At 41.2% G+C, this 25,978-nt stretch carries 23 protein-coding genes and 1 pseudogene; 6 read left to right on the forward strand and 18 right to left on the reverse strand.

Annotated features, from left to right (window positions below):
• The first annotated feature begins 115 nt into the window (after positions 1-115).
• From OFN91_RS03800 to OFN91_RS03820, 4 genes and pseudogenes are all read left to right on the forward strand, one after another.
• Positions 116-1,087, forward strand: a complete 972-nt coding sequence (locus OFN91_RS03800; RefSeq protein ID WP_333720465.1) for an aldo/keto reductase — start codon at positions 116-118, stop codon at positions 1,085-1,087.
• A gap of 164 nt (positions 1,088-1,251) precedes the next feature.
• A pseudogene (locus OFN91_RS03810) lies at positions 1,252-2,203 on the forward strand (aldo/keto reductase).
• A gap of 5 nt (positions 2,204-2,208) precedes the next feature.
• The gene (locus tag OFN91_RS03815) at positions 2,209-2,493 is read left to right on the forward strand and encodes a hypothetical protein (RefSeq protein ID WP_270865778.1); all 285 of its coding nucleotides are present in this window, start codon (positions 2,209-2,211) and stop codon (positions 2,491-2,493) included.
• A gap of 37 nt (positions 2,494-2,530) precedes the next feature.
• Entirely contained in the window at positions 2,531-2,926 is a 396-nt protein-coding gene (locus OFN91_RS03820; protein ID WP_270873342.1) for a cyclophilin-like fold protein, read from the forward strand.
• Between the two features lies 1 nt (position 2,927).
• Here OFN91_RS03820 and OFN91_RS03825 read toward each other — a convergent pair whose 3' ends face one another.
• From OFN91_RS03825 to OFN91_RS03895, 15 genes are all read right to left on the reverse strand, one after another.
• Entirely contained in the window at positions 2,928-3,410 is a 483-nt protein-coding gene (locus tag OFN91_RS03825) for a methylated-DNA--[protein]-cysteine S-methyltransferase (RefSeq protein WP_270873343.1), read from the reverse strand.
• Positions 3,407-4,570 carry an MFS transporter gene (locus tag OFN91_RS03830; RefSeq protein ID WP_270873344.1) on the reverse strand — a complete coding sequence of 388 codons (1,164 nt, stop codon included), beginning with the start codon at positions 4,568-4,570 and terminating at the stop codon, positions 3,407-3,409. The genes OFN91_RS03825 and OFN91_RS03830 overlap by 4 nt, the downstream gene beginning before the upstream one ends.
• A gap of 41 nt (positions 4,571-4,611) precedes the next feature.
• Positions 4,612-5,466 carry a universal stress protein gene (locus tag OFN91_RS03835; protein WP_270864717.1) on the reverse strand — a complete coding sequence of 285 codons (855 nt, stop codon included), beginning with the start codon at positions 5,464-5,466 and terminating at the stop codon, positions 4,612-4,614.
• Between the two features lie 12 nt (positions 5,467-5,478).
• Complete coding sequence (locus OFN91_RS03840) at positions 5,479-7,611, reverse strand: polyribonucleotide nucleotidyltransferase (protein ID WP_270858542.1); 2,133 nt, start codon at positions 7,609-7,611, stop codon at positions 5,479-5,481.
• Complete coding sequence (locus tag OFN91_RS03845; protein ID WP_270873345.1) at positions 7,595-8,329, reverse strand: phosphoribosyltransferase family protein; 735 nt, start codon at positions 8,327-8,329, stop codon at positions 7,595-7,597. The genes OFN91_RS03840 and OFN91_RS03845 overlap by 17 nt, the downstream gene beginning before the upstream one ends.
• Entirely contained in the window at positions 8,326-10,533 is a 2,208-nt protein-coding gene (locus tag OFN91_RS03850) for an LPS-assembly protein LptD (RefSeq protein WP_270873346.1), read from the reverse strand. Before OFN91_RS03850 ends, OFN91_RS03845 begins: the two co-directional genes overlap by 4 nt.
• Before the next feature lie 28 nt (positions 10,534-10,561).
• Positions 10,562-11,008, reverse strand: a complete 447-nt coding sequence (locus OFN91_RS03855; RefSeq protein ID WP_270873347.1) for an RDD family protein — start codon at positions 11,006-11,008, stop codon at positions 10,562-10,564.
• Between the two features lie 4 nt (positions 11,009-11,012).
• Positions 11,013-12,260, reverse strand: a complete 1,248-nt coding sequence (gene purD, locus OFN91_RS03860; RefSeq protein WP_270873348.1) for a phosphoribosylamine--glycine ligase — start codon at positions 12,258-12,260, stop codon at positions 11,013-11,015.
• A 218-nt stretch (positions 12,261-12,478) separates the two neighbouring features.
• Positions 12,479-13,150, reverse strand: a complete 672-nt coding sequence (locus OFN91_RS03865) for a uroporphyrinogen-III synthase (RefSeq protein WP_270873349.1) — start codon at positions 13,148-13,150, stop codon at positions 12,479-12,481.
• Positions 13,120-14,517 (reverse strand): argininosuccinate lyase, encoded by a 1,398-nt coding sequence (argH, locus tag OFN91_RS03870; RefSeq protein ID WP_270873350.1) that lies wholly within the window; start codon positions 14,515-14,517, stop codon positions 13,120-13,122. The genes OFN91_RS03865 and argH overlap by 31 nt, the downstream gene beginning before the upstream one ends.
• Before the next feature lie 9 nt (positions 14,518-14,526).
• A complete protein-coding gene (locus OFN91_RS03875) occupies positions 14,527-15,828 on the reverse strand; it encodes a CAP domain-containing protein (protein ID WP_270873351.1) in 1,302 nt (433 codons plus the stop codon).
• Positions 15,803-17,386, reverse strand: a complete 1,584-nt coding sequence (gene pckA / locus OFN91_RS03880; RefSeq protein ID WP_270873352.1) for a phosphoenolpyruvate carboxykinase (ATP) — start codon at positions 17,384-17,386, stop codon at positions 15,803-15,805. Before pckA ends, OFN91_RS03875 begins: the two co-directional genes overlap by 26 nt.
• A gap of 159 nt (positions 17,387-17,545) precedes the next feature.
• Positions 17,546-19,351, reverse strand: coding sequence for a biotin/lipoyl-containing protein (locus OFN91_RS03885; RefSeq protein ID WP_270873353.1), 1,806 nt, complete (start codon positions 19,349-19,351; stop codon positions 17,546-17,548).
• Between the two features lie 37 nt (positions 19,352-19,388).
• A complete protein-coding gene (locus tag OFN91_RS03890) occupies positions 19,389-20,750 on the reverse strand; it encodes a TRAP transporter large permease (RefSeq protein WP_270873354.1) in 1,362 nt (453 codons plus the stop codon).
• On the reverse strand, positions 20,750-21,307 hold the full coding sequence (locus OFN91_RS03895; RefSeq protein ID WP_270862711.1) for a TRAP transporter small permease subunit: 558 nt from the start codon (positions 21,305-21,307) through the stop codon (positions 20,750-20,752). The genes OFN91_RS03890 and OFN91_RS03895 overlap by 1 nt, the downstream gene beginning before the upstream one ends.
• A gap of 96 nt (positions 21,308-21,403) precedes the next feature.
• Between OFN91_RS03895 and OFN91_RS03900 the strand changes: the two genes are divergently transcribed.
• Positions 21,404-22,006 carry a hypothetical protein gene (locus tag OFN91_RS03900; protein ID WP_270873355.1) on the forward strand — a complete coding sequence of 201 codons (603 nt, stop codon included), beginning with the start codon at positions 21,404-21,406 and terminating at the stop codon, positions 22,004-22,006.
• A gap of 14 nt (positions 22,007-22,020) precedes the next feature.
• On the opposite strand, the gene OFN91_RS03905 is transcribed toward OFN91_RS03900, so the two are convergent.
• Both OFN91_RS03905 and OFN91_RS03910 read right to left on the reverse strand, forming a co-directional pair.
• Complete coding sequence (locus OFN91_RS03905) at positions 22,021-22,407, reverse strand: type II secretion system protein (RefSeq protein ID WP_270873356.1); 387 nt, start codon at positions 22,405-22,407, stop codon at positions 22,021-22,023.
• 45 nt (positions 22,408-22,452) lie between these two features.
• Positions 22,453-23,229, reverse strand: a complete 777-nt coding sequence (locus OFN91_RS03910; RefSeq protein WP_270873357.1) for a 3'(2'),5'-bisphosphate nucleotidase CysQ family protein — start codon at positions 23,227-23,229, stop codon at positions 22,453-22,455.
• 143 nt (positions 23,230-23,372) lie between these two features.
• Here OFN91_RS03910 and OFN91_RS03915 point away from each other — a divergent pair, with 143 nt between their 5' ends.
• Positions 23,373-24,050, forward strand: a complete 678-nt coding sequence (locus OFN91_RS03915; RefSeq protein WP_270873358.1) for a DNA alkylation repair protein — start codon at positions 23,373-23,375, stop codon at positions 24,048-24,050.
• A 27-nt stretch (positions 24,051-24,077) separates the two neighbouring features.
• On the opposite strand, the gene OFN91_RS03920 is transcribed toward OFN91_RS03915, so the two are convergent.
• The gene (locus OFN91_RS03920) at positions 24,078-25,793 is read right to left on the reverse strand and encodes a DUF262 domain-containing protein (protein ID WP_270873359.1); all 1,716 of its coding nucleotides are present in this window, start codon (positions 25,791-25,793) and stop codon (positions 24,078-24,080) included.
• Between the last annotated feature and the right edge of the window lie 185 nt (positions 25,794-25,978).

Genomic DNA, 25,978 nt, shown 5'->3' on the forward strand with positions numbered 1-25,978 from the left:
AAATTTTTAAAACAATTAAAATTTGCAGGATTAGGCAAGGAATTTGGAGAATTGTTCTATGAATTTTACTCTCAAATTTGCTAAAATTTCATCAAATTTGCCGAAAAGGATTTTTATGCAAAGGCGAGAATTTTTAAAAAATTCTGCGATCTTAGGTAGCGCGGCACTGCTTGGCGGTGCGCTAAATTTAAACGCGAATTCGCAAAATTTAAAAGGAGAAGCTATGAAATTTATCACTTTAAATGACGGCAACAAAATGCCTATTTTAGGATACGGCGTGTATCAAATCCCACAAAACGACACCCAAAGGTGCGTTGAAGACGCCATTAGCGTAGGATACCGCTCTATCGACACGGCTCAGGCGTATCAAAATGAGCTTGGCGTGGGTGCGGCGGTAAATTCGGCGATAAATGGCGGGATTAAGCGAGAAGAGTTTTTTATCACGACCAAAATTTGGGTTAGCAACGCGACAGAAAGTGGCGTTTTACGCAGTTTTGAAGCTAGTATGAAAAAGCTAGGCTTAGATTACCTTGATTTGCTTTTACTTCATCAGCCTTTCAATGATGTTTATGGGGCGTGGCGGGCGATGAGTAGGCTAAAAAACGAAGGCAGGATTAAATCAATCGGCGTTAGCAATTTTTATCCCGATCGCTTAGTGGATTTCGCCATAAATAACGAAATCAAACCCGCCGTTAATCAAATCGAGCTAAATCCATTTCATCAGCGTAAATTTGACCGCGAAATCGCCAAAAAATATGGCGTTGCGGTGCAAAGCTGGGCGAGTTTTGGCGAGGGTAGAAACGATATGTTTAACAATCCAATTCTCAAAAAAATCGGTGAGAAATACGGAAAGAGCGTGGCGCAAACGATTTTGCGCTATCTTATCCAGCTTGACATTATCGTCATACCAAAAACCACTCGCAAAGAGCGCATGATAGAGAATTTCAGCGTTTTTGATTTCGAGCTTAGCACAAACGATATGCAAACAATCGCCAATATGGACGAGCAAAAATCCCTTTTTAGCGAAGTTTATCACAACGACCCTGCGACGGTAGAAAGGTTAAACAGCTGGAAGTTGCCTGATTAAGGGGCTTTTATGCAACGAAGAAATTTTTTGAAAAATTCGCTGATTTTAGGCATAGTTGTAAATTTGGTGTAAATTTACTAAACGCAAACAAAAATTTAAAGGAGAAAAAGATGAAAACAAGAAAACTAGGCGACATAGAAGTTTCGCCAATCGGCATTGGTTGCATGGGCTTTTCGCACGGATACGGACAAATTCCTAGCATTGATTATAGTATAGAAGCCATTAAAACCGCTTTTGAATTTGGTTGTTCGTTTTTCGATACTTCCGAAGTTTATGGTGCACAACTCTACCACTACGGACACAACGAGCAAATTTTAGGAAAAGCTGTAAAAGAATTTAGAAATAGCGTGGTTTTGGCTACAAAACTAATGTTTGACAAATCTGAAATTTCAGCCGAAGGCTCGGCGTATGCGGTTATCAAAAAGCATTTAGAAAAATCGCTTGAATCTTCAAACTGATTATGTTGATTTGTATTATCTGCACCGCGTAAATCCTGAAATCCCCGTAGAAATCGTAGCTGAGGCTATGGGAAAATTGATTGATGAGAAATTAATTCGTGGCTGGGGACTTTCGCAAGTTGCTAAAAACACTATCCAAAAAGCACACGAAATCACGCCTGTTTCAGCCGTGCAAAATCTTTATAACATGGTCGAGCGAGATTGCGAAAGCGAAGTTTTGCCATACTGCTTAGCTAACAATATCGGCTTGGTGCCGTTTTCGCCAACAGCTAGCGGTCTGCTTTCAGGCAAATTAAACGCTAAAAGCGATTTTTCGCATAGCGATGATGTTAGGAAATTTATCCCGCAGTTGTCAAAGGAAAATATGCAAAAAAACGCTCCGTTAGTGGAGCTTGTGAGTGAATTTGCCAAACGAAAAAACGCAACTCCTGCACAAATCGCCTTAGCATGGATGTTTCACAAATATCCAAATGTCGTGCCAATTCCGGGCTCAAAAAATAAAGAGCGGATTTTAGAAAATTTGGGAGCTTGGAGCGTGGAATTAAGCGAGAGCGAATTTAGCGAACTTCAAAGCACACTTGATAAAATCGAAATCCACGGACACAGGGGAATAGAAGAGTTTCAAGGTGGCGGTATGAGAGACTGGGGTAAAAAATAATTTTGATGAAAAGGCGAGAATTTATTAAAAATTCCGCTATTTTTGGCACTATGACGGTATTTAGTGTGGCAAATTTAAGCCCGAATTTAAAAGAAAATTTAAGCAAATTTGCTAAAAATCATAAAATTTTGATTGTTTATTATACTCGCACATTAAATACAAAAATCATCGTCGAATACCTTGCTTGGCTAGTTGGCGGTGATTTATTTGCTTTGTATTACTCAGGCGGTGCGACTCTCGGCGATGATATAAAAGCATGGCTAAATGCTAACGGAATTTTGGTAAAATAAAATTTGCAGGATTAGGCAAAAATTTTAAAGGAAAATTATGAAAAAACTACTTTTTTTGTGTTTGAGCGCGATTTTTGCATTAGGAGGCGATATGAGAGTAGAATTTAGCTGTGAAAATATCCGTGCGGTGGCTGTTTTGGGCGATACTGGCGCGGCAAAGAGTTTTTATGAAAATTTACCATTAGAGTTAAATTTGAAAGATTACGCAGGGCGAGAAAAAATCGCGGATTTGCCTGTGCGATTAAATTTTGCCGGCGATCCCAGCTCGGACGGCAAAGTCGGCGATTTAGGCTATTTCTCGCCGTGGGGAAATTTGGTGCTTTACTACAAACCTCAGCCATACTACGAAGGCGTCATAAATCTCGGTAAATTCGAAAGCGGATTTGATGAAATCATAAAATGCGAAAGAGTTTTAATCCAAAAAGCGGAGTAAATTAAGCCCTAAATTTCGCATTTTCTAAATTTAGCAAAAACTCTTTTTTATCCAGTCCGTATGCGTAGCCTGTGAGTTTGCCGCCACTGCCGATAACTCGGTGGCATGGGATAATTATCGCGATTGGATTTGCTCCCACTGCCCTGCCTACGGCTCTGGCGGACATTTTTGGGATTTGTCTTTTTAGTGAGATTTCGTGCGCAATATCGCCGTAAGTCGTGGTAGTTCCGTAAGGAATTTGCATTAAAATTTGCCAAATTTCAAGCTGAAATTCGCTGCCAATTAGTGAAATTTTAGGCGTGAAATTTGGCAAATTTCCACTAAAATAAATATCTAACCAAGCGCAGGTATCCCCAAAAATTTGCAAATTTTGCTCTTTAAATTCTGCGCCAAATTTGCCGAATTTAAGCGCTGTTAAATTTGCTCCATCGCTTTGCATAAAAATTTCGCCAAGCGGCGAGCTATAACGCCAAAAATATTTCATAAGCTTTGCCTTTTTTCTAAATTTGGCAAGAAAAACGCCATGATTAGTGGCAAAACGCAAACCCCGCAAAGCGTGTATAAAACATAACCAAGCCCAAATTTATCGGCTATCAGCCCCAAAATCGGCGCAAAAATCCCACCAATACTAACAGTCAGCCCAAATGTAACGCCAGAAGCAAGCCCAACGCGGTTTGGTAAATATCCTTGCCCAAGTGCGATAATCGGGCTATAAGAAAGAGCTAGAAAAATGCCAAGTGGTGCTAATAAAACCACGGCAAAGCCTAAATTTTGCGCGGTTGCTAGCATTATCATAATCGGCAAAAGGCAAAGAAATGAGATTTTTATCATCTTTGTAAAGCCAAATTTATCGGCAAACCTGCCGCCAAGAAGGGTAAAAATCGCGCTCACGCCGATATATGCGCTTAATAGCGTGTTTGCGTAAGCCTTACTTTGGTCAAATTCGTAGATAAAATAAAGCGCCAAAAATGTATTAAATCCGTGAAAAATGATAGAACGCCCACAGATTAACGCCATGAGTTTATAAAATCCGCCCCAGTCATCGACGCCGTTAGTTTGGGTGTTTGTGGCTGTTTTGGGTGTAATTTCGCCAAGTCTTTTAAATTCGGCGTAAAAGATTTTATACACAATACTAATTAAAATTTGTGGAATTATGAAAATCAGCGTGCCTTTTAGCCCAAACGCACTAATAATCGCCGTCATAAAAAGCGGTCCCAAAGAAAATCCCAAAATCCCACCAAATGAAAAAATGCCGATATTTTGGGCTTTGTTGTGCGCATTAGAGCATTTATTTATGGCTCTGGCGGCTTGTGGGTGAAACATCGCCACGCCAATTCCTGTGATCATCACGACCGCGCAAAGCACGGCAAATGAAGGCGCAACGCCACTTAGCGCGATACCGCCACCTGCTAAAATAAGACCTAGCGGGATAATGTAAGGTGTGTTTTTCTTATCAGCTAGCGAACCAAAAACGGGCTGGATTAGCGAGCCGACGATATTTGAGACCATGACTAGGCTTGCAGCAGTTGCGTAATCGTAGTGATAGCTGGCGATTAAAAACGGCAAAATCGCCACGAGTGCGCCTTGATTTATATCACAGCACAAATGCGAAAATGCCAAAATATAGACAAATTTGTTTTTCATTTTAAATTTAGGATTTTATATGGGAAAATCCCATATAAAATTTACATTAAAACAGGAATTTGCGTGTTTTGCAAGAAAAATTTGCTCGTTCCTGAAAGCAGAATTTCCTTAATTCCAGTGTTTGAGTGAAGTCCAGCGACGATTAAATCGTATCCGCCGTTGTTTGCATAGTCTATCAAAACCTGCCCTGGAATTTTGCCGTCAATGTTTAAAAGCTCGAATTTATCGACTTTCACATCGTGCAGTGCTAGATACTCAGTGATTCTGCGCTTAGTCTCTTCTGCGCTATCTTGGAGATAGTGATTGGCTGTGATGATTGTGACATTTTGCGCTTTTTTGAGCAAGTCTAGCGAGTGATCGAGCGCTCTGGCACTTGCAGCCGTGCCTGTAAGAGAGACCAAAATTTTATCAGCCTTAAAGCTTTTTAGCTCTCTTGGGATTACGATACAAGGCTTGCCACTTTTTGAAACAGCCGCCTCGAAAGTGCCCGTAATCGTGCCAGTTGGGGGCACTGAGACCACGACAAGATCGCAGTATTTAGAGTGCTTTTCAACTAGCTCAGAGCGAATTCCTACCAAATGGCGCAAGCAAGCACTTTTTCCCACTCTCTCATCTTCGTGCATATCAAGGCCGATTTTTTTGCACTCTGCCTCGAAAACTGCGCCGATTTCATCGCGCTCAGCCTTCATCTCCTCGTTTGCCGACTCCAAAAACTCGTCCATTAAAACCCCGCCTTTTAGCGTCATGCGGACATTATAAATCATCTTAGGATCTAGCTGGCACGCCATGATATTCATGTGTGTGCCAAAAAATTTATTCACAAGCAACGCACCACGAATTCTGCCCTCTAACTCTTCGCCGCCACCGATTGGGAAAAAAAGTTTTTTAAGCTCCATTTTGCCTCCTTTTTACACTAATTCAAGTGAAATTTTACTACCTTTTTGCTCTGTTACACGCACTCTAACCACATCGCCTGGTTTAAATGGAGTTGTGATAAATTTCGCTCTTAAAAGCCCATCTACGCCGTCACGAAGTGAAATAAATGTGCCAAAATCTAGCGAGCTTTGCACTACGCCGTCAAATTCCTCGCCGATTTCAAATTTAACCTCTTTGCGCTCGTGTCTATCGCCTCTATCGCCACGCGGTTTGCGGAAATCTTTCGAATTTGAAACGATAGAGAGAATTCTCTCTTTTGCGCCATCGACGCCGTCTTTGTTCGCGCCTTGGATTTTAACCTCGCCTTTTTCGCGATCTAAATCAATGCTAACGCCAAATTTTTCGGTAATTTCCTTAATCGTTTTTCCGCCTTGACCGATGATATCGACGATTTTGCTAGGATCGACGCTGAAAATTTCGAGTTTTGGAAGCACGGCTTCATTGATTACGATATTTGCGTTTGCTTCCTCCATTAAATTTAATATATGCGCCCTGCCCTCTTTGGCCTGCGCTAGCGCCTCTTTTAGCACTTCTAGACTAATTCCGCCAAGCTTGATATCCATTTGAAGCGCAGTGATTCCGTCGTTGCTACCAGCGACTTTGAAATCCATATCCCCGTCGTGATCTTCTAAGCCCATAATGTCGGTTAAAATCGCGTGTTTTTCGCCCTCAAAGATTAGTCCCATTGCAACACCAGCGACTAGTTTTATGGTTTTTACGCCAGCTGCGCGAAGCGATAGTGCGCCACCGCATACTGACGCCATTGAGCTAGATCCGTTGCTCTCTAAAATTTCGCTTACTACGCGCATTGATTGAGGAGAGTTTATATCAATGCTTGGAAAAATCGCTCGTTTTGCCAAATTTCCGTGTCCTAGCTCCCTGCGACCTGGGCTTTTTAGCGGACTTGCTTCGCCTACGCAAAATCCAGGGAAGTTGTAATTAAACATAAATTTCTCAGCTATCGGCTCTGGGCTAGTTAGGCTATCGCTAAGCTGAGCGTCGCTATCTCCGCCCAGAGTTGCCACCACCAAAGCCTGTGTTTGACCACGGGTAAAGAGGCATGAGCCGTGCGCGCGTGGCAAAATGTTTGTCTCAATACTAATTGGGCGCACCTCATTTAGCGCGCGTCCGTCGGCTCTGCGACGCTCTTCGATGATTTGAGTGCGTATGATTTGGCGTTTGTATTTGCCAATGACATTTGTTACTACTTCTTTTTGCCACTCGTTTTGCACCGCGATTTCATCGGTTAAAATTTTATCTACGATTTTATTTAGCTCGGTTGCGCGCTCGCTTTTTGCCATTTGATTAATCGCCTCTTTTACGGCGTCTTTGTAATTTTCGTCGATATATTTGGCGATATTTTCATCTTCGATTTCTGGTTTATACTCTAAATTTGCGTCTGGTTTTTTAAGCGCTAAAAATGCTTCCTCGTATTTGCGCGAGCCCTCTTCGATAGCCTTAGCAGCGAAATTTATCGCCTGGGCTGTCAAATCCTCTGGTAGTTCGTTCATGCTTTGGACGCCATCTACGATTTGAGGGAGCGAGCGCATTTCAATCATCAAAAGCTCATCGCCCACGCCAGCTACATACAGATCAAGGGCTGATTTTTTAAGGGCTGAATTTGACGGATTTAGCACAAACTCTCCGTCTATTTGGCCTACTCTGACACCACACACTGGGGCTTTCATAGGAATATCGCTTAGATATAGCGCCACACTTGCCGCATTTAGGCTCACGACCTGCAAATCCACCTCAGGATCTGCTGAAAGGACATAAACTACGATTTGGGTAGGATAGGCATATCCTTTTGGAAAAAGAGGGCGAAGCGAGCGATCTATAATACGACTAGTTAGCGTCTCAAAATCGCCCGGCTTGGTCTCTCTTTTGATATATCCGCCAGGGATTTTTCCCACGGCATACATTTTTTCGATATATTGCACGGTTAATGGCAAGAAATCTTCCTCTACCTGTCTATCTTCCCTAGCGACCGTAGCTAGCACCACAGTATCACCCACACGCATAAGCGCAGCACCCGCTGCTTGTTTTGCGACCTTGTCTATGTCAAAAATTTCTAATTGATTATTTACATCAATCTTGCACTGCATTGTTACTCTCCTTGTTTTCGTTTTTATCAATGTTTTTTTCTTTGTGAAATGGTAGGTAAAATTCGCAATTATTTAAAATTTGCATAATATCCTCGGCTTTTTCCTCTTTTTTCTCTTTATAATAAAAATCCACATTTACAAAATCTTTTATTTTATGCACGGCGTATAGCCCATCTACCGCGGCTTCTATCTCTTCGGCATTATCAGTGCTAATAACCGGCGTAGCATAAAAAATCGTCTTTGCATTTAGTTTGATTAGTGTTTTTATACATGTCATCGTCGTAAGCCCACTCTCGCAACCCTCATCGACTAAGATTACATTTTTTCTAGCCAAATCAGGCAAGAGCGTGCCCTTGCGAAATTTATAGACATTTTTTAAAATTTTTTCCTCATATTTGCGGTTAGCCTGCCCGTAAATATAATCTAAACTTATCCCAAAGCTTTTTACAAGCTCATTTATGAAAACTATCTCTTGCGTTTCGCTCACACAGGCTATCACGCACTCTGGATTATTTGGCGCATAAATCATCTCGCTAAATAAAAATTCATAGCTTAAATTTAGCTTTTCAGATAGTCTTTTTACCAAATAAATCGATGATAACGACTGGGCTATGATTAGGAAATTTTCGTTTTTTACCGCGTTTGAGGGCAGAATTTCAGCTAGCTTTTCGGCCGCTTCTACTTCGTTTTCAAACATCAATTCCGCTCTTGGTATCATTGCGCTTCACCATACTCGGTATCAACCGAAAAATCATATCCAACCCCGCCAAATGGGTAGAAATTTACGAAAAAGTAAAATCCATGCTCTTTTTTAGCCTTGGTGTAATCAGCATTGCTCGTGTTTTTTGGCTCGATGTCTTCTTGATAGACGAAAGAGTAGTTCCAGCACTTTCTCGTATGCGTGATACCTAGCCTCCACATTTTTGAATACGACCTAGCCAAATCATACTCCCAGCGCCCGAAAATTTTGTTATTTCCTGGCAAATTCGCGCTTAAATTTGCGATTGTGTAGTTGTCTTTTTTGTAGCGTTTTTCGTTTTCGTCGCCGAATTGATCGTAGGTATAAGCGTGGCTTATGCTCGCGCTAAAATCAGAATTCGAGTAGTTTGCGTAGGTTTGAACCTTGCTAAAACTATCATATTTGTGCGAGTATGTGAAACGATTGCCCAAATTTAGCCCATTTGCGAAATAAATATCAAATCTATGGTCGAAATTTCCCAGCTCTTCATCGTCAAAATCATAGCTTTGTTTAGCCGAGTGGCGGATAAATTTGCGCCCATTTTCGTCGTAGAAATACTGCGTCATACCAAGGGCGATATTTTCGTGCGTGTATTCTTCGCCAAGCTCGCCAAGGAAATTATCCTCCCAATACAGCGAATCTTGTAACCTTGCCAAGCGGGATTTGCGCAAATTTCCATTTTTTTCATCGTATTCGTATTGATGAGATTTTAAAATTCTCTTATCAATCTCGCCCTTTTGCCAGCCAGGAATCCTTAAATCAGCCCTCCAATTCATAGTATGATAAAAGCTCTCATACGCCTTGGCTAAATCCGTAAATGCTGAAAATTCGGTGTATTGATTGGCGTAAAATGTGCTTTTATCGGCTTCTAACTCGCCGTTTGCATAGTAATATTTATCGCTCCAATCTATATGCGTCATATACACACGCTCACTCACGCTAAGCCCCAAATAATCGCCCAAAAATCTATCGCTATAACTAAGCGGAATATCAAGCTCGTATTGGCGCGCAGTAACGCCTTCTTGGCGGGTGAAATTTCGCGCCTTTAAATCCACAGAGTAGAGCAAATTTGGCACAAAGATATCATCGATAAATTTATGATATTGCGCAGTCGGTAGCTCTTGGACTGTGTCGCGGTTTTGGAAGACGCTATCTTGGTTGAGCTTGCTAGTGTCGATATAATACCTGCCATAAAGCCCAAAATAATGGTCATCTGTCGTCAAATAATAATTTAGCTTAGAAGTTACTAACGCGTTATCGTCCTCATCGACGCCACCTTTGCTCTTTAAATCATAGTATTCAAGGTCGTTTAATTTCGTAAAGTCAATCCATAAATTTTCTTTGAAATTTCCATCGATTAGATATCCTACAAGTTTGCTTCTATCGTATTCGATCTCGTATCCGTGGTGTTTTTCGTTTTTATACTCTAAGCGTTCTTGGGCGCGGGTAAAATTATCAAACACACCGCCACGAATTTCGCCCCTTGAATACGGCGAATCCGCAAACCTAAATGTCCCATACACACCAAAACCACGGCGCGAACGAACCTGCGGGTCTAACTGCAAATCCCAGCTATCATACGGCGCGAAATAAATCGGCTGTTTGTAATACACGCCCTCATCGCCGATATATCCACCCTCTGGTGGCAAGAGACCGGTTCTACGCGTAGTATCAGTAGGCACGCCAAAATACGGCAGATAAAACACAGGCACATCGCCGATATAAAATCTAGGGTTGAAAAGGTGTAAAAATTTGCTCTCTTTATTTAGCTTGCCACTGCTAAATTTGATTTTCCAGTCTGGATCATTGACATTACAGCTAGATACCACAGAGCCCTTAACTCGGTAATATTCGCTATCACTGCAACTCTCATCGTTTTGCATCCAAAGCTCAGCGTCTTTATCCATCATAAAATTTGCTTTTGCCTCTTGGGTGTTGTTTTTAAGATCAATTTTTACATATTCAGCACGAGTGGTTTCGTTATCACCTCGCATTGCATTTACATTACCAAAAAGCTCGATTATTTCGTTTTTTTCATCATAAGTGGCGCGATCGGCTGTGAGGAAGTAGTCCTGTGAATACACAGTTACATTGCCTCTAGCTATGGTTAAAAAGCCGTTTCGCTCGACATTATCGGCGATTAACTCGACATTTTGCACCTTTGCGTTAAGCAAATTTGCCACTAACGCACCAAATGTTAATATTAAAATTTTACTTTTTTTCAATTTCTACCACCAAGGTTTTTGCTGCCAAATCCTGCAAACTCTGACGAAATTTCGTCCAAAATGCAAACAAAAATCCGATATAAAATGCTGTTTCGCTAACCAGCCTAACGCCCGATCTAAACGCGCAAACGCCAAAGCTAAGCCTCTCGTTTTCGTCCCTAGCGCTGATGACTTTTATTTTTAGGGCTAGTTTTCCCAAAGTCGCGCCATAAAAATATACAAATATCGCGTGATATAAAAATTTCACCATTACTAGATAGGGCAAATACGGCGCAATTGCGTTATTTAGCGCCATTGGGTCGCTTCCGCTCATCTGCAAGGCCGCTAGCATTGGCTCGGAAGCCACGCTAATGAGCATAAAGGTAAAAAGCACGCCCATAATCACCTCATCTAAAATAAAGGCAAAAATTCTCTTAGGAAGACTAGCTAACACCTACTTAGTCCCTAAGTGCCTGATATGCGATATCGCTGCGGTGTTGAGAGCCTTCGAATTCTATATTTTTGACTAATTCATAGGCTAAATTTCGCGCTTCTCTGATATTATTAGCTACACCCACACTTACCAAAACTCTTCCACCGTCTGCGTAAATTTCGCCATTTTCTTCGCTAACGCCAGCGTAACAAATGTGAGTGTTAGCTGGAATTTTGCCTAAATTAATCTTTGTTTTTGGCGTAGATTTGTAAGGGTAGTTTTCGCTAGCACTTACGACACCAACGGCGAATTTATCGCGGAGTTTGATGTCTGTTAGCTTGCCAGTGGCTGCATCGTATAAAATTTGGCTTAAATTTCCGTCGATTAAAGGCATCAAAACCTCGCACTCAGGGTCGCCGAATCTGACATTGTATTCGAGCACATACGGCACTCCGCCCACGATCATAAGCCCCACAAAAAGCACTCCGCAAAACGGATTGCCGTCTTTTTTCATACCTCTTAAAGTCGGAGCTACGATTTCGTTTTCGACCCTTTTTATCAGCGCCTCATCTGCTAGCGGGCTTGGAGCGTATGCGCCCATACCGCCTGTATTTGGACCCTGATCGCGGTTTAGCAATCGTTTGTGATCTTGGGCTACTGGCAAAGAGACGAAATTATCCCCGTCGCAAATCGCAAAAAAGCTAAGCTCAAATCCGTCTAAATACTCCTCGACAACCACGGTTTTGCCAGCATCTCCGAAACTGCCTTTTAGCATTTCCCATGCCGCGTCTCTGGCCTCGTCGTGGTTTTGAGCGATTATTACGCCCTTGCCTGCGCAAAGCCCGTCGGCTTTGACAACGACTTTTTCATCTAGGGTGTGGATAAATTTAGAAATTTCCTCGAAATTATCACTGTTTAAAAATCTAGCGGTGCGGATAGCGTTACGAGCCAAAAACTCCTTCATATAGGCCTTTGAACCCTCTAAACGAGCTGCCGCTTTACTCGGTCCGAAAATCACTAGACCTTTTGATTTAAATACATCGACAATGCCCTTTGTAAGCGGATCTTCTGGGCCTACAATCGTCAAATCGATTTTGTTGTCTTTCGCAAAATTTGCAAGTTCCTCAAAAGTTGTCAAATCCAAATTTTCGCCAAGTGCGCTAGTCGCGCCATTTCCTGGGGCAAAATATAGATTTGAAACATTTTTATCCTCTTTTAGTCTAAGTGCGATAGCGTATTCTCTGCCACCACTGCCGATGATTAAAATTTTCAAGGTAAAACTCCGTGTAAAAATAGCCCAAGTGAGCGTTGCGTGAAAAAGATTCGGCCTAAAACAAAGCCAATCTTGCAACTAGGACAAGCCCTTAGGTCGCAACCCGTAAGCTCAGAGCCTCAAACCGAGCCGCGTCACACCGGCAAATCACATCGTCGCCTACTAAAATATGTTAGACCCTCATAAATAACGCTGGCGCATCACCCAGGCAAGCGAAATTATATGTTTTTTTGCCTTAAAATACAAGCAAACGCCAAATCCACACACGCTTTTATGCTTTGATTTTCGCTAATTATGGGCGTAGTAAATTTGGATAAAATTTTAGCCGTGCTATTTCCTATGCAAATCGCCTCATACGAGCTATCCCAACCAAAATTTGAGATAAAGCTTTTTGCATTTAGTGGCGAAGTAAAAATTATCACGGAATTTAAAGCTGGTTTTTGCGAAATGCTAGCTTTTTTGGGCGCGTTTTCATAGCCGATTATATGGGCTAAATTTACGCCATTTTCGTGCAAAATTTGGGGCAAATTCGACACTCTGTCTTTGGCGCTGATATAAAGCGCGCTTTTGCCATTTAAGTGCGGTGCGATTTCGCGCGCAAACTCATCGCCATGGGAGTTTTGCGCTACGAAAATATTTTTGTATCCCTGATCCTCTATCTCATCAGCGCACGCTTTGCCAATGGCGTAAATTTGGATATTTTCGCTAAATTTGATACCATTAAATTTAAGCGCTTTTACCCCATTTTTCGAGGTAAAAATAAGTGCGTCAAATTTGGAATTTATGCTAAATTTATGAAATTTTATCTCGCATAAATTTAGCCAAATCACCCTCTCATCGTCAAATTTAGTGTTTGAAACTAAATAGAGCTGCTCTTCTCGCCCAGCCACTTTTGCACACTCGCGATCTGCGCTAGCACGCTAGAACTGCTAGCCCCGCCGAAAGATTTCCTAGCGTCCATCGAAGCTTTTAGCCCCAAAAATGCAAGCGCATCAGGCGTGATTCGCTCATCGACCAAGCGAAGCTCTTCCGCGCTCATTTGGCTTAGATCCTTGCCCGCTCTTTCTGCTGTGGCTACGCATTTTCCGGTGATGAAATGCGCCTCGCGAAATGCCACGCCCTTTTCTCGCACCAAAAAATCCGCCAAATCAGTCGCGCTTAAATGGCCACGCTCAGTCGCACTTAGCATATTTTTTTTGTTAAATTTGGCTGTTTTTAGCATTTCATTTAGGATTGCAACACTCTCCAAAATCGCTTTTACGCTATCAAACACGCCCTCTTTATCCTCTTGCATGTCTTTGTTATACGCCAAAGCAAGACCCTTCATAACGGTTAAAAGCCCCATTAAATTGCCATAAGCCCTGCCAGTTTTGCCCCTGATTAGCTCGGCTACATCGGGGTTTTTCTTTTGTGGCATTATCGAGCTTCCAGTCGAATACGCATCGCTTATAGTGATGAAGCCAAATTCGCTCGAACTCCACAAAATCAGCTCTTCGCACAGCCTTGAAGCGTGCATGAAAAATAGGCTAATGTTAAATAAAATTTCAAGGGCGAAATCTCTATCACTCACGCCGTCCATAGCATTTTCCATAGGGGCATAAAATCCAAGCGCACTAGCCGTGGCATGGCGATTTATGCGGTGCGGGGTGCCTGCAAGCGCAGCCGAGCCAAGTGGGCTGAAATTTCCGCGCTCGAAGCTCGAAACAAACCTTTCATAATCGCGCTTAAACATATAAATATAAGCTAGCAAATGAAAGGCTAGGCTTACAGGCTGGGCGTGTTGAAGGTGAGTGTAGCCTGGCATTAAAGCGTCTGTGTGGGAGTTTGAAATTTCAAGCAAGGTTTTGATCAAATTTAAAATTTGAACCGAAATTTCGCGGTTTTTTCGCATTACAAAACGCCTGAAATCAAGGGCGACTTGATCATTGCGAGAGCGCGCGGTATGGAGCTTGCCACCGATTTCTTTGCCTACAATTTCGCTTAGGCGTTTTTCTACCGCCATGTGGATATCCTCATCGGCGATTTTCCACTCAAATTTCCCCTCATTAATCTCGGCTAAAATTTGCTCCAAACCAGATTTTATCGCGCTAGCCTCGTCTTTGGTGATGATTCCTGCATCGCCTAGCATGCTTGCATGAGCGATTGAGCCTGCGATATCGTCCTCGTAAAGCTCCCTATCGAACATGATCGAAGCGTTAAATCTCTCCAAAAGCTCGCTACTAGCCTCACTAAACCTGCCTTCCCACATTTTTTTCATCAATAATCCTTAGAATAAATTTATAATTTTGCGTTTCAAACTAGAATTTTTTGGCTCGTCTGTTAGATACAAGCTCACCACCTTGCCATTATCCGTGCTGATTTCGAGCTTGGCGCCCCGTTCGCCATTTACGCGCACCCTTAGCATATTTGTGGCGATGTTTTGGATTTCGGGCTTGTCGATTGCGCCATTGTAGCTGGTTTTGTAGTTTTTGACCTCATCGTTGCAGTCTTTTGGCGCAAAAAATATATCGTAAAATTTGCCGTTTTTTATGGCTAAATTCTCTCCACCACCGACTATAAAATAGTCATATTTTGGGGTTTGGGTAGTAAAATCCCAGCGAATTTTATCTTGCTTTTCGCCCTGTTTATAGCTAAATTCCGCCGTGTAAGTAGCGTCGAATTTAAACATTTCCTTGCTAAAAAGCGCAAATTGTTTGTCATTAAATCGTCTATTTGGATCGCTTTTTTTATCCAAAATTTTAGTATCTTTAATCTCCGCTCCCTCGCTATCAAATAGCCTAAATTCGAGCATTTCCACAGGTTTGGCTTGGGGGTGAAATTCTATGCTAATAGGATTTGCTGTAATCGCGCACTCTGGCACGGGATCAGGAAGCTCGTGGCTAAAAAATGCAAGCGAGGGCTCTTTGTTTGGATAATGCGCGTAAGGCGTGGTATTTAGCGACCTGGTGCGCTCGTAGTTTTCGTTTCGTATGGCAAGGCTTTTGTTTTTGCAAAGCCCTATGATAAATTTGCCGTCCCCACTCTGACTCTTTCCGCCACCACAAATTTCCTCTAAATATCCATTTCCCATTTCATAGACATAGGCGGATTTTTCGCCCTGCTCGTAGTATCCCACGCCAAGAAGATTTGCGTCAAATGTCAAAAACCCAAAACGATGATAAATCGCGCTTAATAGCCCGTCGATTGAGGCCTTGATATCGTGGGCGTTGTAAGAGAGATTTTCTACCACGCCTGAATTAAATCCCACTCTAAATGCGCGATCACTTGGAGTTTTGCCGCTAAATTCAGCCCTTCCCTCGCTCTCATCGTGCGTGATTTCATCGTTTGTAACGACATATTTGGCGTGATTTAGCGCAGCTTTATCTAAAAGCGAATTTGGCGCAAATGGGTTTAAATTCGAGCTTTGGCGGATATAGTTTATGTAGTTTATCGGCGTATCATAAAAAGAAAAACCGCTTTTACTAGGAAGCGGTTCTTTTAAATTCGCAGGCTCGCCTTTGCAACCCAAAAACAAGCCCGCAGTGCCTAACAAAAGCCAAATTTTAAGCTTTTGGGCCGGCTTTTGCATACTCTACGCCCTCTTTGACATCTTCGTAGCGTTTGAAATTTTCTACAAACATTTTCGCTAATTTCTCGCGAGTTTTTGCGTATTCATCAGCATTTTCCCAGGTGTTGGCTGGATTTAGAAGTTTTGTCTCAACGCCAGCTAACTCTTTTGGAACGGCTAGATTAAATTTTTCAAAATTTTCAAATTCGCATTTTGTGATACTTCCATCAAGGATAGCATTTATACAAGCACGAGTTGCCTTTATGCTCATGCGTTTGCCAACACCATAAGCTCCACCGCTCCAACCTGTATTTACTAGATATACATTTACGCCGTGTTTGTCGATTTTTTCGCCTAAAAGTTTTGCATAAACTGTCGGGTGAAGCGGCATAAACGGCTCACCAAAACAAGCGCTAAAAGTCGCCACAGGCTCGGTAATACCGCGTTCAGTTCCTGCGACTTTGGCAGTATATCCGCTTAGGAAATAATACATCGCTTGTTCTTTTGTAAGCTTCGCAACAGGCGGTAAAACGCCAAAAGCGTCAGCGCTTAGGAAAATGATATTTTTTGGGTGTCCTGCGCTTAGGCTTGGTTCGTGGTTTGCGATATGCTCGATTGGATAGCTTACACGGGTATTTTCTGTCTTGCTACCATCGGCGTAATCAACCTTGCCATTTGCGTCTGCAACGACATTTTCCAAAAGTGCATTGCGTTTGATTGCGCCGTAAATTTCAGGCTCTGAATTTGGGTCAAGGTTTATACATTTTGCATAACAACCACCCTCGAAGTTAAACACGCCCTCATCGTCCCAGCCGTGCTCGTCATCGCCGATTAGCGCGCGGTTTGGATCAGTAGAGAGCGTAGTCTTGCCAGTGCCTGAAAGTCCGAAAAATAGCGCAGTGTCGCCGCCAGCTCCGACATTTGCTGAGCAGTGCATTGACATTTTGCCCTCTAATGGTAGCCAGTAATTCATCATAGAAAAAATTCCTTTTTTCATCTCGCCACCATACCATGTGCCACCGATGACTGCGACATTTTCCTCGACATTAAAGATTACAAAAACATCTGAGTTTAACCCGTCTTTGGCGTAATCCTCATTTACGCATTTGCAAGCGTTATAAACCACGAAATCTGGGTGGAAATTTGCTAATTCATCATCACTTGGGCGGATAAACATATTTTTTACAAAGTGCGCTTGCCACGCTACTTCGGTTACGAAACGCACGCTTTTACGGCTTTTTAGGCTAGCGCCACAATACGCGTCTTGGACATAGATTGATTTGTTTGAAAGCTGATTTTTGGCCTTTGCTAGAAGTTTATCAAAAAGCTCTTTGCTAATCGGTTGATTGATTTTGCCCCAGCTGATATATTTCGCGCTTGGATCTTGCTTTACAAAATACTTGTCTTTTGGGCTTCTACCTGTAAAAATGCCAGTATCAACCATAAAGGTGCCATTATCGCTTACCTTGCCCTCGTTTGCGCGTTTTTCGTGCTCAAAAAGCTCATCATAGCTAAGGTTATAAAAAATTTCTTTTTCACCGCTAATTCCTAGTTTTTCAAAATCATTTGGAATTCTCATCTTAAATCCTTTTTTAAAAAATTATAAATAAGTAATTATATCGAAATTTGATTAACCTTTATTAGGATTGTGGAATTTGAAGTAAATTTATCGTTTTTGTAAATTTAAAAAGGGGCGAAACCCGCTAAATTCCGCCCCTGTGGTAGTTAAATTTAAAAGTTATTTTAAGTGGATTAATGGGTCATCTGCATCGACGCTTTGACCTTGGAATACCAAAATTTCAGCGACTTCGCCGTCTCTTGGGCTTTCGATGTTTATCTCCATTTTCATAGCTTCTAACACGACTACGGTTTGACCAGCTACGACTTTTTCGCCAGGTTTGACCAAAATTTTAAACACATTACTTGGCAGGCTAGCTACGATATCATCGCTGTTTGCAGTTGATTTCGCCTCAGTTTGGACCTCGCTAGGCTCTGCCATGCCAATGCTGACATTGTAGCTATCGCCATTTACTAAGACCTTATTTCCACTAAATTCCACCGCATAGGCTTTGCCATTGACATTAATGTCAAATTTATCAGATTTTGCCTTTTTCTCACCGCCATCGCTAGATTCTTTTGCTTCGTTTTTGCGAATCATTACCTTGCCCTCGCCTTTTAAGAAGGCAATGCCCTTTTCACGGCACGCAAGAGCGATAAAAATATTTTCCTCGCTTGGCTCGATATTTTCATCTTCTAGCTGTTTTTTGGCATAAGCAATACTCTTTGTCTCGTCTAAATCAGCCAAATCAACGGCATTTTTGGTAGTAGGCTCTAAGCCAAGTTGCTCGCTAGCTAATCTTACGACCTCGCTATCAGGGGCAACTGGGGTTTTGCCAAAGTATCCTAGCACCATTTTACCGTATCCATCAGCGATTTTTTTCCAATCTCCAAACATTACATTATTAAATGCTTGTTGGAAATAAAATTGACTTACAGGCGTTACACTCGTGCCATAACCGCCCTTTTCGACGACTTCGCGCATAGCTTTGATGACAGATGGGAATTTATCCATGATTTTGTTATCGCGCATCATTTGCGTATTTGCGGTTAGGGCACCGCCTGGCATAGGCGAAAATGGGATTATCGGGCTTACCATTGTCGCTTCTGGTGGCAAGAAATAATCCTTCAAACAATCCTCCAAAACCTCTTCGTATTTTAAAATTTTCTCAGCGTCAAAGCCGAAATCAAAATTTTGCCCCTTTGTCGCGTGTAAAATCGTCAAAATATCTGGTTGGCTAGTTCCTCCGCTGACTGGATAAGCAGCTAGATCGATTCCATCGACGCCTGCTGCTAGGGCTGCTTGATAGCAAGCCACGCTAACGCCGGCTGTTTCGTGAGTGTGAAGTCTGATATGAATATCGTTTCCTAGGAGTTTGCGCGCTCTTCTTACGGTCTCAAAAACCTTTTGTGGGCTTGAAGTTCCGCTAGCGTCTTTGAAACAAACGCTATCAAAAGGAATTCCAGCCTCTAAAATTTTGCGTAAAATTCCAGCATAAAATTCAGGATCATGCGCGCCAGAGCAACGAGGTGGCAAATCCATCATAGTAACGGTAATTTCGTGTTTTAAGCCATGCGCTCTAATACGCTCGCCACTATATTTTAAATTTTCGACATCATTTAGGGCGTCAAAATTTCGAATAGTCGTAGTTCCGTGTTTGGCAAAGAGTTTGGCATGCATGTCTATCATTTCGCGCGAACCAGTATCAAGCGTAACGGTATTTACGCCTCTGGCTAGGGTTTGCAGGTTTGCCTCGTCTCCCACGGTTTCGCGGAATTTATCCATCATCGCAAACGCGTCTTCGTTTAGATAAAAATACAGACTCTGAAATCTAGCTCCACCGCCAAATTCAAAGTGTCTAATCCCAGCCTCTTTTGCCGCGCTCACTGCTGGCAAAAAGTCCTTCATCGCTACACGCGCACCAAAGACAGATTGGAAACCATCGCGAAATGTAGTGTCCATAACATCAATAAATTTTTTGCTCATGCTAACTCCTTTAAAATAATTCTAAATTCTACAATTTCTAGCCTAAAAAAGCTTTTAATCCAAAAATTTCTGGATAAATCGCAAGGGCGAAAAGAACTAAAATTTGAAGCCCGATAAATGGCAACACTCCACGATAAATGTCTGTCGTGCGCACTGATTTTGGCGCGACGCCTTTTAGGAAAAATATCGAAAATCCAAAAGGTGGCGTCATAAATGATGTTTGTAAATTTACAGCGATTAGTATCGCAAACCAAACTGGATTTATATTCATCGCTTCGACTATCGGGAATAAAATCGGCAAAATGATATATGAAATTTCAACATAATCAAGGAAAAAGCCCAAAATTATGATGACAATCATAGTTAGCGCGATAAATCCCCACTCTTTGCCAGGAAGAGCGTGCATGAAATCCTCCACGACATAGTCCCCGCCCGTGTATGAAAAAATCATAGAAAAGGCTGTTGCGCCCATTAAAATCATAAAAACCATGCCCGAAATTTTCACGCTTTGGCGAAGTGCGTCGTAAAGCAAAGAAAATGAAAATGTGCGGTATAAAAATGACAAAATTATCGCGCCCAAACAGCCTACAGATGAGCTTTCTGTCGGAGTTGCGATACCACCAAAGATTGATCCTAGCACTAGCAAAATCAGCACAAAAACAGGCACGACATTTTTTAGAGCATTAAAAATTTGACGAGCTTTGGTTTCATCATCGATTTTAGGAAGCTCGGGGGCGCAGTCTTTTTTGGCATACGAGATTATGAGGATAAAAACCATATAGAGCCCCACCAAAACGAGCCCCGGCACGATAGCTGCGGAAAATAGCTCGCCCACCGATACCGAAAAAACATCGCCTAAAATGATTAGCACGATTGAAGGTGGAATAATCTGCCCAAGCGTGCCAGAAGCTGCGATAGTGCCGGTGGATAGGGCTTTGTCGTAGCCATATTTCATCATCACAGGCAGGCTAATAATACCCATAGCGATCACGCTAGCACCCACGATTCCAGTCGTAGCCGCCAAAAGCGCACCCACCAAAACCGTGCTAATCGCCACGCCACCGCGAACCCCGCCAAATAAAAACGCCATTGACTCCAAAAGCCTCTCAGCTAGGCGCGTTTTTTGCAAAATCATACCCATTAAAATAAAAAGCGGAACCGCGATTAGAAGCTGATTTTCCATAATCGAGTAAATTCGGTTTGGCATAAGAGAGAAAAACTGATTGCTCATTTCGCTTATAGCCTCTGTAAAAACCTCGCTTCCCTCGGCGTATTCCCACGCCTCACTCACGCCGTAAATAAATCCAAAAATCACCGCCACAGCCCCAAATGTAAAGGCTACCGGAAATCCCAAAAGCAGCATAAAAAGCGCTGCGCCAAACATTATAATCCCTATCATCACACAGCCTTTGCACTAGAATTTTCGTCTAAAAATTCGCCGTGGTGGTTATGGATTAGCAAATTTATATTTTTTATCAAAAACCCAAACGAATAAATAAACAAAAAGACATAAGATAGGCTAATAAATGATTTGATTATCCATAAATTCGTTAATCCACCTGGATTTGGGCTGGATTCTTTGCTCTCGTAGGCTTCGAGCGCGAAATCTAGCGAAAAATACGCCACGAGCGCCACAAATGGCAAGATAAAAAAGATTGTGCCTAAAATATTGATAATCGCCTTTGTTTTGGGGCGAAATTTTTCATATAGCACATCGACCCTGACATGGGAATTTTGCTGTAAAGTATAGGTCGAGCCGAACAAAAACATCGCCGAAAACAGCCACCAGCTAATCTCTTGCATAGCCACAGAATTCGCGCTTGGAAAGAGATAGCGCGCAACGACATTGTAAAAAACACAAAGGACTAAAAGGGCTAAAAAAACAATGCTAAAAAAACCTAAAATTTTCGCAAAACTATCGAAAATTTTTTCTAAAATTTGGAGATTTTTCCTCAAATTTAAACCTTTTTGTATTAAATTTCAAAATAAACTTACGATTTTATCGAAATTTAGCGCAAAAAATAATAAAATAACGAGCAAAAAAGGATAAAAATGGATTTAAAATTTAACAATAAATATTCTCGCAAATTTCTACTATTTTGCGCAGTTTGGGCGGGTTTGTGGGTTTGCTTTTCATACTGCTTTTTGCAAAATTTCTTGTTTATGTATCCTGAAATTTTCAGCGCTAGGCTTAGGTTTGATCTGTGCGTTTTAGCTTTGGGCGCGATTTTTGTGGCATTTAGCAAAGATAGCCTAAGCACGATTTGTGGGTATTTTTTGTGGTTTTATGGCGCGCTTGGGGGGCTAATTTGTGCGAAAAGCCTATCGTATCTACACAAAGCAGTGCGCGCTAGTAGCGATATGGACGGCGTGATGAACTGCGCTGGGGCGAATAAATTTTTGAATTTTGATTTAAATAAAATTTCGCTTTTTAAATCATATAATTCTTGCGCTTTTGATATACCCACACCGCCTGCAAATTTCGAAATCAGCGGTATGCGTGCGAATTTAATTAGCGCTTATAATGATGGCTGGTATCTTTTTGTAAGCTCAAAAAGCCTAAGTTTGCCTACTCTTTGGTTTATTGTATTTGGGTTTTTTGCTTTTGTCTGTGTTTTGGGAGTGGTTTTGGGATTTATCAGGCGCAGGGGATAGCCCCTGCGTGAGAGTTACTCTACGATGATTAGAGCGTCTGAGCTGTAAATGGTCGATAGATCTTTTAGATCATTAAACTTCCAAACGCTAGTGCAAATCCCGTCGTAGCCTCTTTTTAGCAACATTTGCTTATCGGTTACAAATGAGTATGTAGCGCAAACATTATCTTTTACTTTGATAGGATTTGCAACACTTGTCATTTGTTTAAATTCCTGCGCATAAGCACCTTTTGCCGTGTAATAACCCATAAGATCGGTTAGCGATGTAGTGATATTTTGCGCCGCTTTGACAATCTCTGCGTCATCTCTGGTAGCAGCTAGTCTAGGGATAGCTACCGCCGCCAAGATACCCAAAATAACAATCACGAAAATTAATTCGATCATTGTAAAAGCCTGTTTCATTTCTTATCCTTTGATAAAAATTTTGCAGGCGTATTCTACCACAATCTATAAATTTTTCGCAAATTCTACCATTTTTGATAATAAATTTATTGTATTTGCATCGACGACGATGTAGTGATTATTTATCAGACTTTTGCCGTTATATAGCGGAGCGACACCTGTTTTGAGGTCGATTATCGCGCCGCCGCTTTGGTGGATTATAAAATCCCCAGCCGCGATATCCCACAGCGAACAATCGCTAAACCTACCATACGCGCTCGCCCCATTTTCCGCCATTACGCAAAATTTCAGCGCAGAGCCAAGCCTAGTAAATTTAAGCCCAAATTCCTCGCAAAACGGCATGTATTTTGAGCCTCTGCCATTTCGGCCTATCATGAAAGTCTTTGGCGAATTTGGTTTTCGCTCGATTTTTTCGCCATTTTTATAGACGATGCCACCGCCATTACTGCTATACACATCGCCACTTACAGGCGATGAAATCACCGACAAAATCGGCCTTCCGTCCTCTATCAGCGCGATACAAACGCAAAATTCGCCATTTCGCGCGATGAATTCCTTTGTCCCATCAAGCGGATCGACTAACCAAAACCTCTTTGCGCTCATGCGCTCATCTGCGCTCATCACGCTCTCTTCGGAGCAAATCGCAATCCCACTAGGTGCTAGCGTGCTTACAATCGCATCATTTGCAGCCAAATCCGCGGTTGTTAGCGGAGATTTGTCCTCTTTGACATAGACATCAAATTTCTCATAATGTTCCATAATCGCCTTGTTTGCACGCTTCGCCGCAATCACGGCTAAATTCAAAAGTTCATCTTTATTCATTTTCGCCTCCAAAAATAAGCGGTAAGAATTGTTGTGATCGTAGAATTGAAAGATTTGTATTTTAGCACAACTAAGCTTTAAAAAAGCTAGATTAAATTTTAAGGGCAAAATTTATAAAATTTTTGCAAATTCAAGGGGCAAAAATGGAAATTTTAGAGAATTTGCGAAATTTAAGCGATGAAAAATACGCCAAATTTAGCGCGAAAATTCTGCCAAAAGCGCGAATTTTGGGCGTGAAAATGCCACATTTACGCGCGCTTGCAAAGCAGGTTTTGCGCGAGCAAAGCGAGGGCGAAATTTTAGAATTTATCCGCGCCAAGGGCGAATTTAACGAAGAAATGACATTAAAGGCGATTTTGATAAATTCGCTAAAAATCAGCGAAAAAAATCGCATAAATTTGGCGCGAGATTTTATCCCTCGTATCACAAACTGGGGCATTTGCGATACATTTTGCACCAAACGCAAAAATGATTTAGAGCTTTGGTGGGAATTTACGCTTGGGTTTAGGGAGGCTAGGGGCGAGTTTGAGAAGCGGTTTTTTTATGTAAATTTGCTGGTAAATTTCGTAAATTCGCGGGATTTGGCGCTTTTACTAGATACTGTGAGCGCTGAGCGAAGCGAGAAATACTATGTCCAAATGGGGGCAGCGTGGGCGCTGTGCGAATTCGCTGTGAAATTTGAGAGTGAAATTTACGAGTTTTTGCAGGGGTATGAAAACGAAAAAATCAAAAATCTTGCGATTAAAAAAATTTGCGAAAGCCTGCGTTTCACCGAGCAAAGCAAGGCAAAATTTAAGGCGTTAAAATCCGCGAAATCCTAAATTTCGCGGAAAATTTAGATTTTAAATTTATTGTGCCCACTGATTAAATTTTTCTTTTACAAATTTTACGATTTCGCCGTTTCGCTCGATAATATTTTCAGGTTTCCACTCGTTATAATTTTTATCAATTCCATTTGTTATCGCCACTTTTGATTTTGCATACTCGGTTTTTTTCTTGTCAAAATACCCATTACTCGCCACAATATTTAGCTTTTTTTCAAGTGGCGTAAGATTACCAATATTCCACAACAGCTCTTTTAATTTCGCATCCGTCCAGCCCAAAGTTTGCTCGATATAGGTGTTTTGCCATTTTTGCGGAAAAATGTGTTCTAGCTCCCAACGCTCGGGCAAAATCTCGGTTTGATTTGCCATTTCGTATGCCACAAACAAAACCAAAGCATAGCGCAAATTTACATGTGGCGCGATAATTTTGCCCTTTAAGATATTTTCTTCATCGCCCAAAATTTCTTTAAAATCAAATTTCGGCTCTGCGTTATTTGTGATTTCTACATTTAGCTTCAAAACAGGCGCTTTAATCGAATTTATCGCGTGTTCTATGCTATATCTTTGGAAAATACTCACAAACAATTTTCGCAAAAATTTCAAATACAAATTTTCGAAATTTGGACTGTTTTTGTGCGTCAAATAATATATTATACTAGGATATTTCCACCACTCGTTATTTGTAAGCACAAGGAGAGAAAAAACCTGTTTTATCTGCAAATTTTCGCTCCAAACCTCATCATCAATATCTTTCAAATCCTTGCTAAATTTTAAAATTTTCAAAATTTGGCGTAAATTTTCGAGCAAATCATCATCTCTTAAAAATTCGGGTTTCTTTTTTAATAAATACGAGCGAAGTTTTGGCGTCGTGGTGTCTTTATCATCAGCTTTTGCCCTTAGATAAAACATATACATATAAAATAAATTTTGCATTTTTTCATTTGCTAGCTCAGTTTCGTTTTCTAAAATTTTCCACTCTTGGATAAATTTTACTTTTTTATCATCATCTAAATTTTTGTAAATTTTCCCCTTAAAAATGTCAGCGTCGCTTAGTGGCATACCACGGTCATTTAAGGTGTTAAATATCGTAAGAGCGGTATCTTGGGTTTTGGCTTTGATTGGGATTATGGTTGTGTAATTTAAAAGATTGTTTATGAAATAATAAATCGCTTTTGGGTCTGAATTTTGCGAAATAAACTCATCGTATAATTTAGAAAAGCTCTCATAATTTTTGCTGTAATTATCCTTTGCCCCACTTTGCGTTTTACCAGTTTTTAAAATTTGATGAAATGTGTGGTTTTGGCTATCTGATACGACATCAGATCTAATCAATATATCGTCTTTATCGACTTGCCCAGTCATTTCGTTTTTTATGAAAAGTAGTGGCTCGATTTTATTTATAAAATTCAAACCCTCAGGCGTCGTAATCTCGCTAGTGGATAATTTTTCGTAAATTGCTCGCAAAAGCAACATTATAGAAGTTAAGCGTTGCTGTCCGTCGATGATTTCTTTTTCGCCATTGTCATTGACAAAATAAACAATCGTGCCTAAAAAATATGTTTCTTGGGTTTTATCTTTGATTTTATCTATTGTAAAATCTTTTAAATCACTAAATAAAGCTTCGATTTGATCGAACCCCCAAGCATAAGGTCTTTGATACTCTGGGATTAGAATTTTCTCTTTTTGCGTAGTCTGCAAAAATTCAGCGATAGTTTTAAACTCGTCAAAAACAGCCGCCATTTTTCATCCTTTAAAAAATTTTCGTCTAATTATACGGGGGGGGGGGGTTAGAGTTAGCTGAAATTTAGCAAATTTGCGGAGTAGAATTTTGAAATTTGCGTAGAATTTCAAAAAAAAACAAAATTTTAAAATTTAGGTGAAATTTGGAAGCTAAAATTTTAAAATTCAGACAAAATTTAAAAGCA

It is taken from the genome of Campylobacter sp. JMF_08 NE1 (assembly GCF_027737875.1).
GTDB lineage: Bacteria > Campylobacterota > Campylobacteria > Campylobacterales > Campylobacteraceae > Campylobacter_B.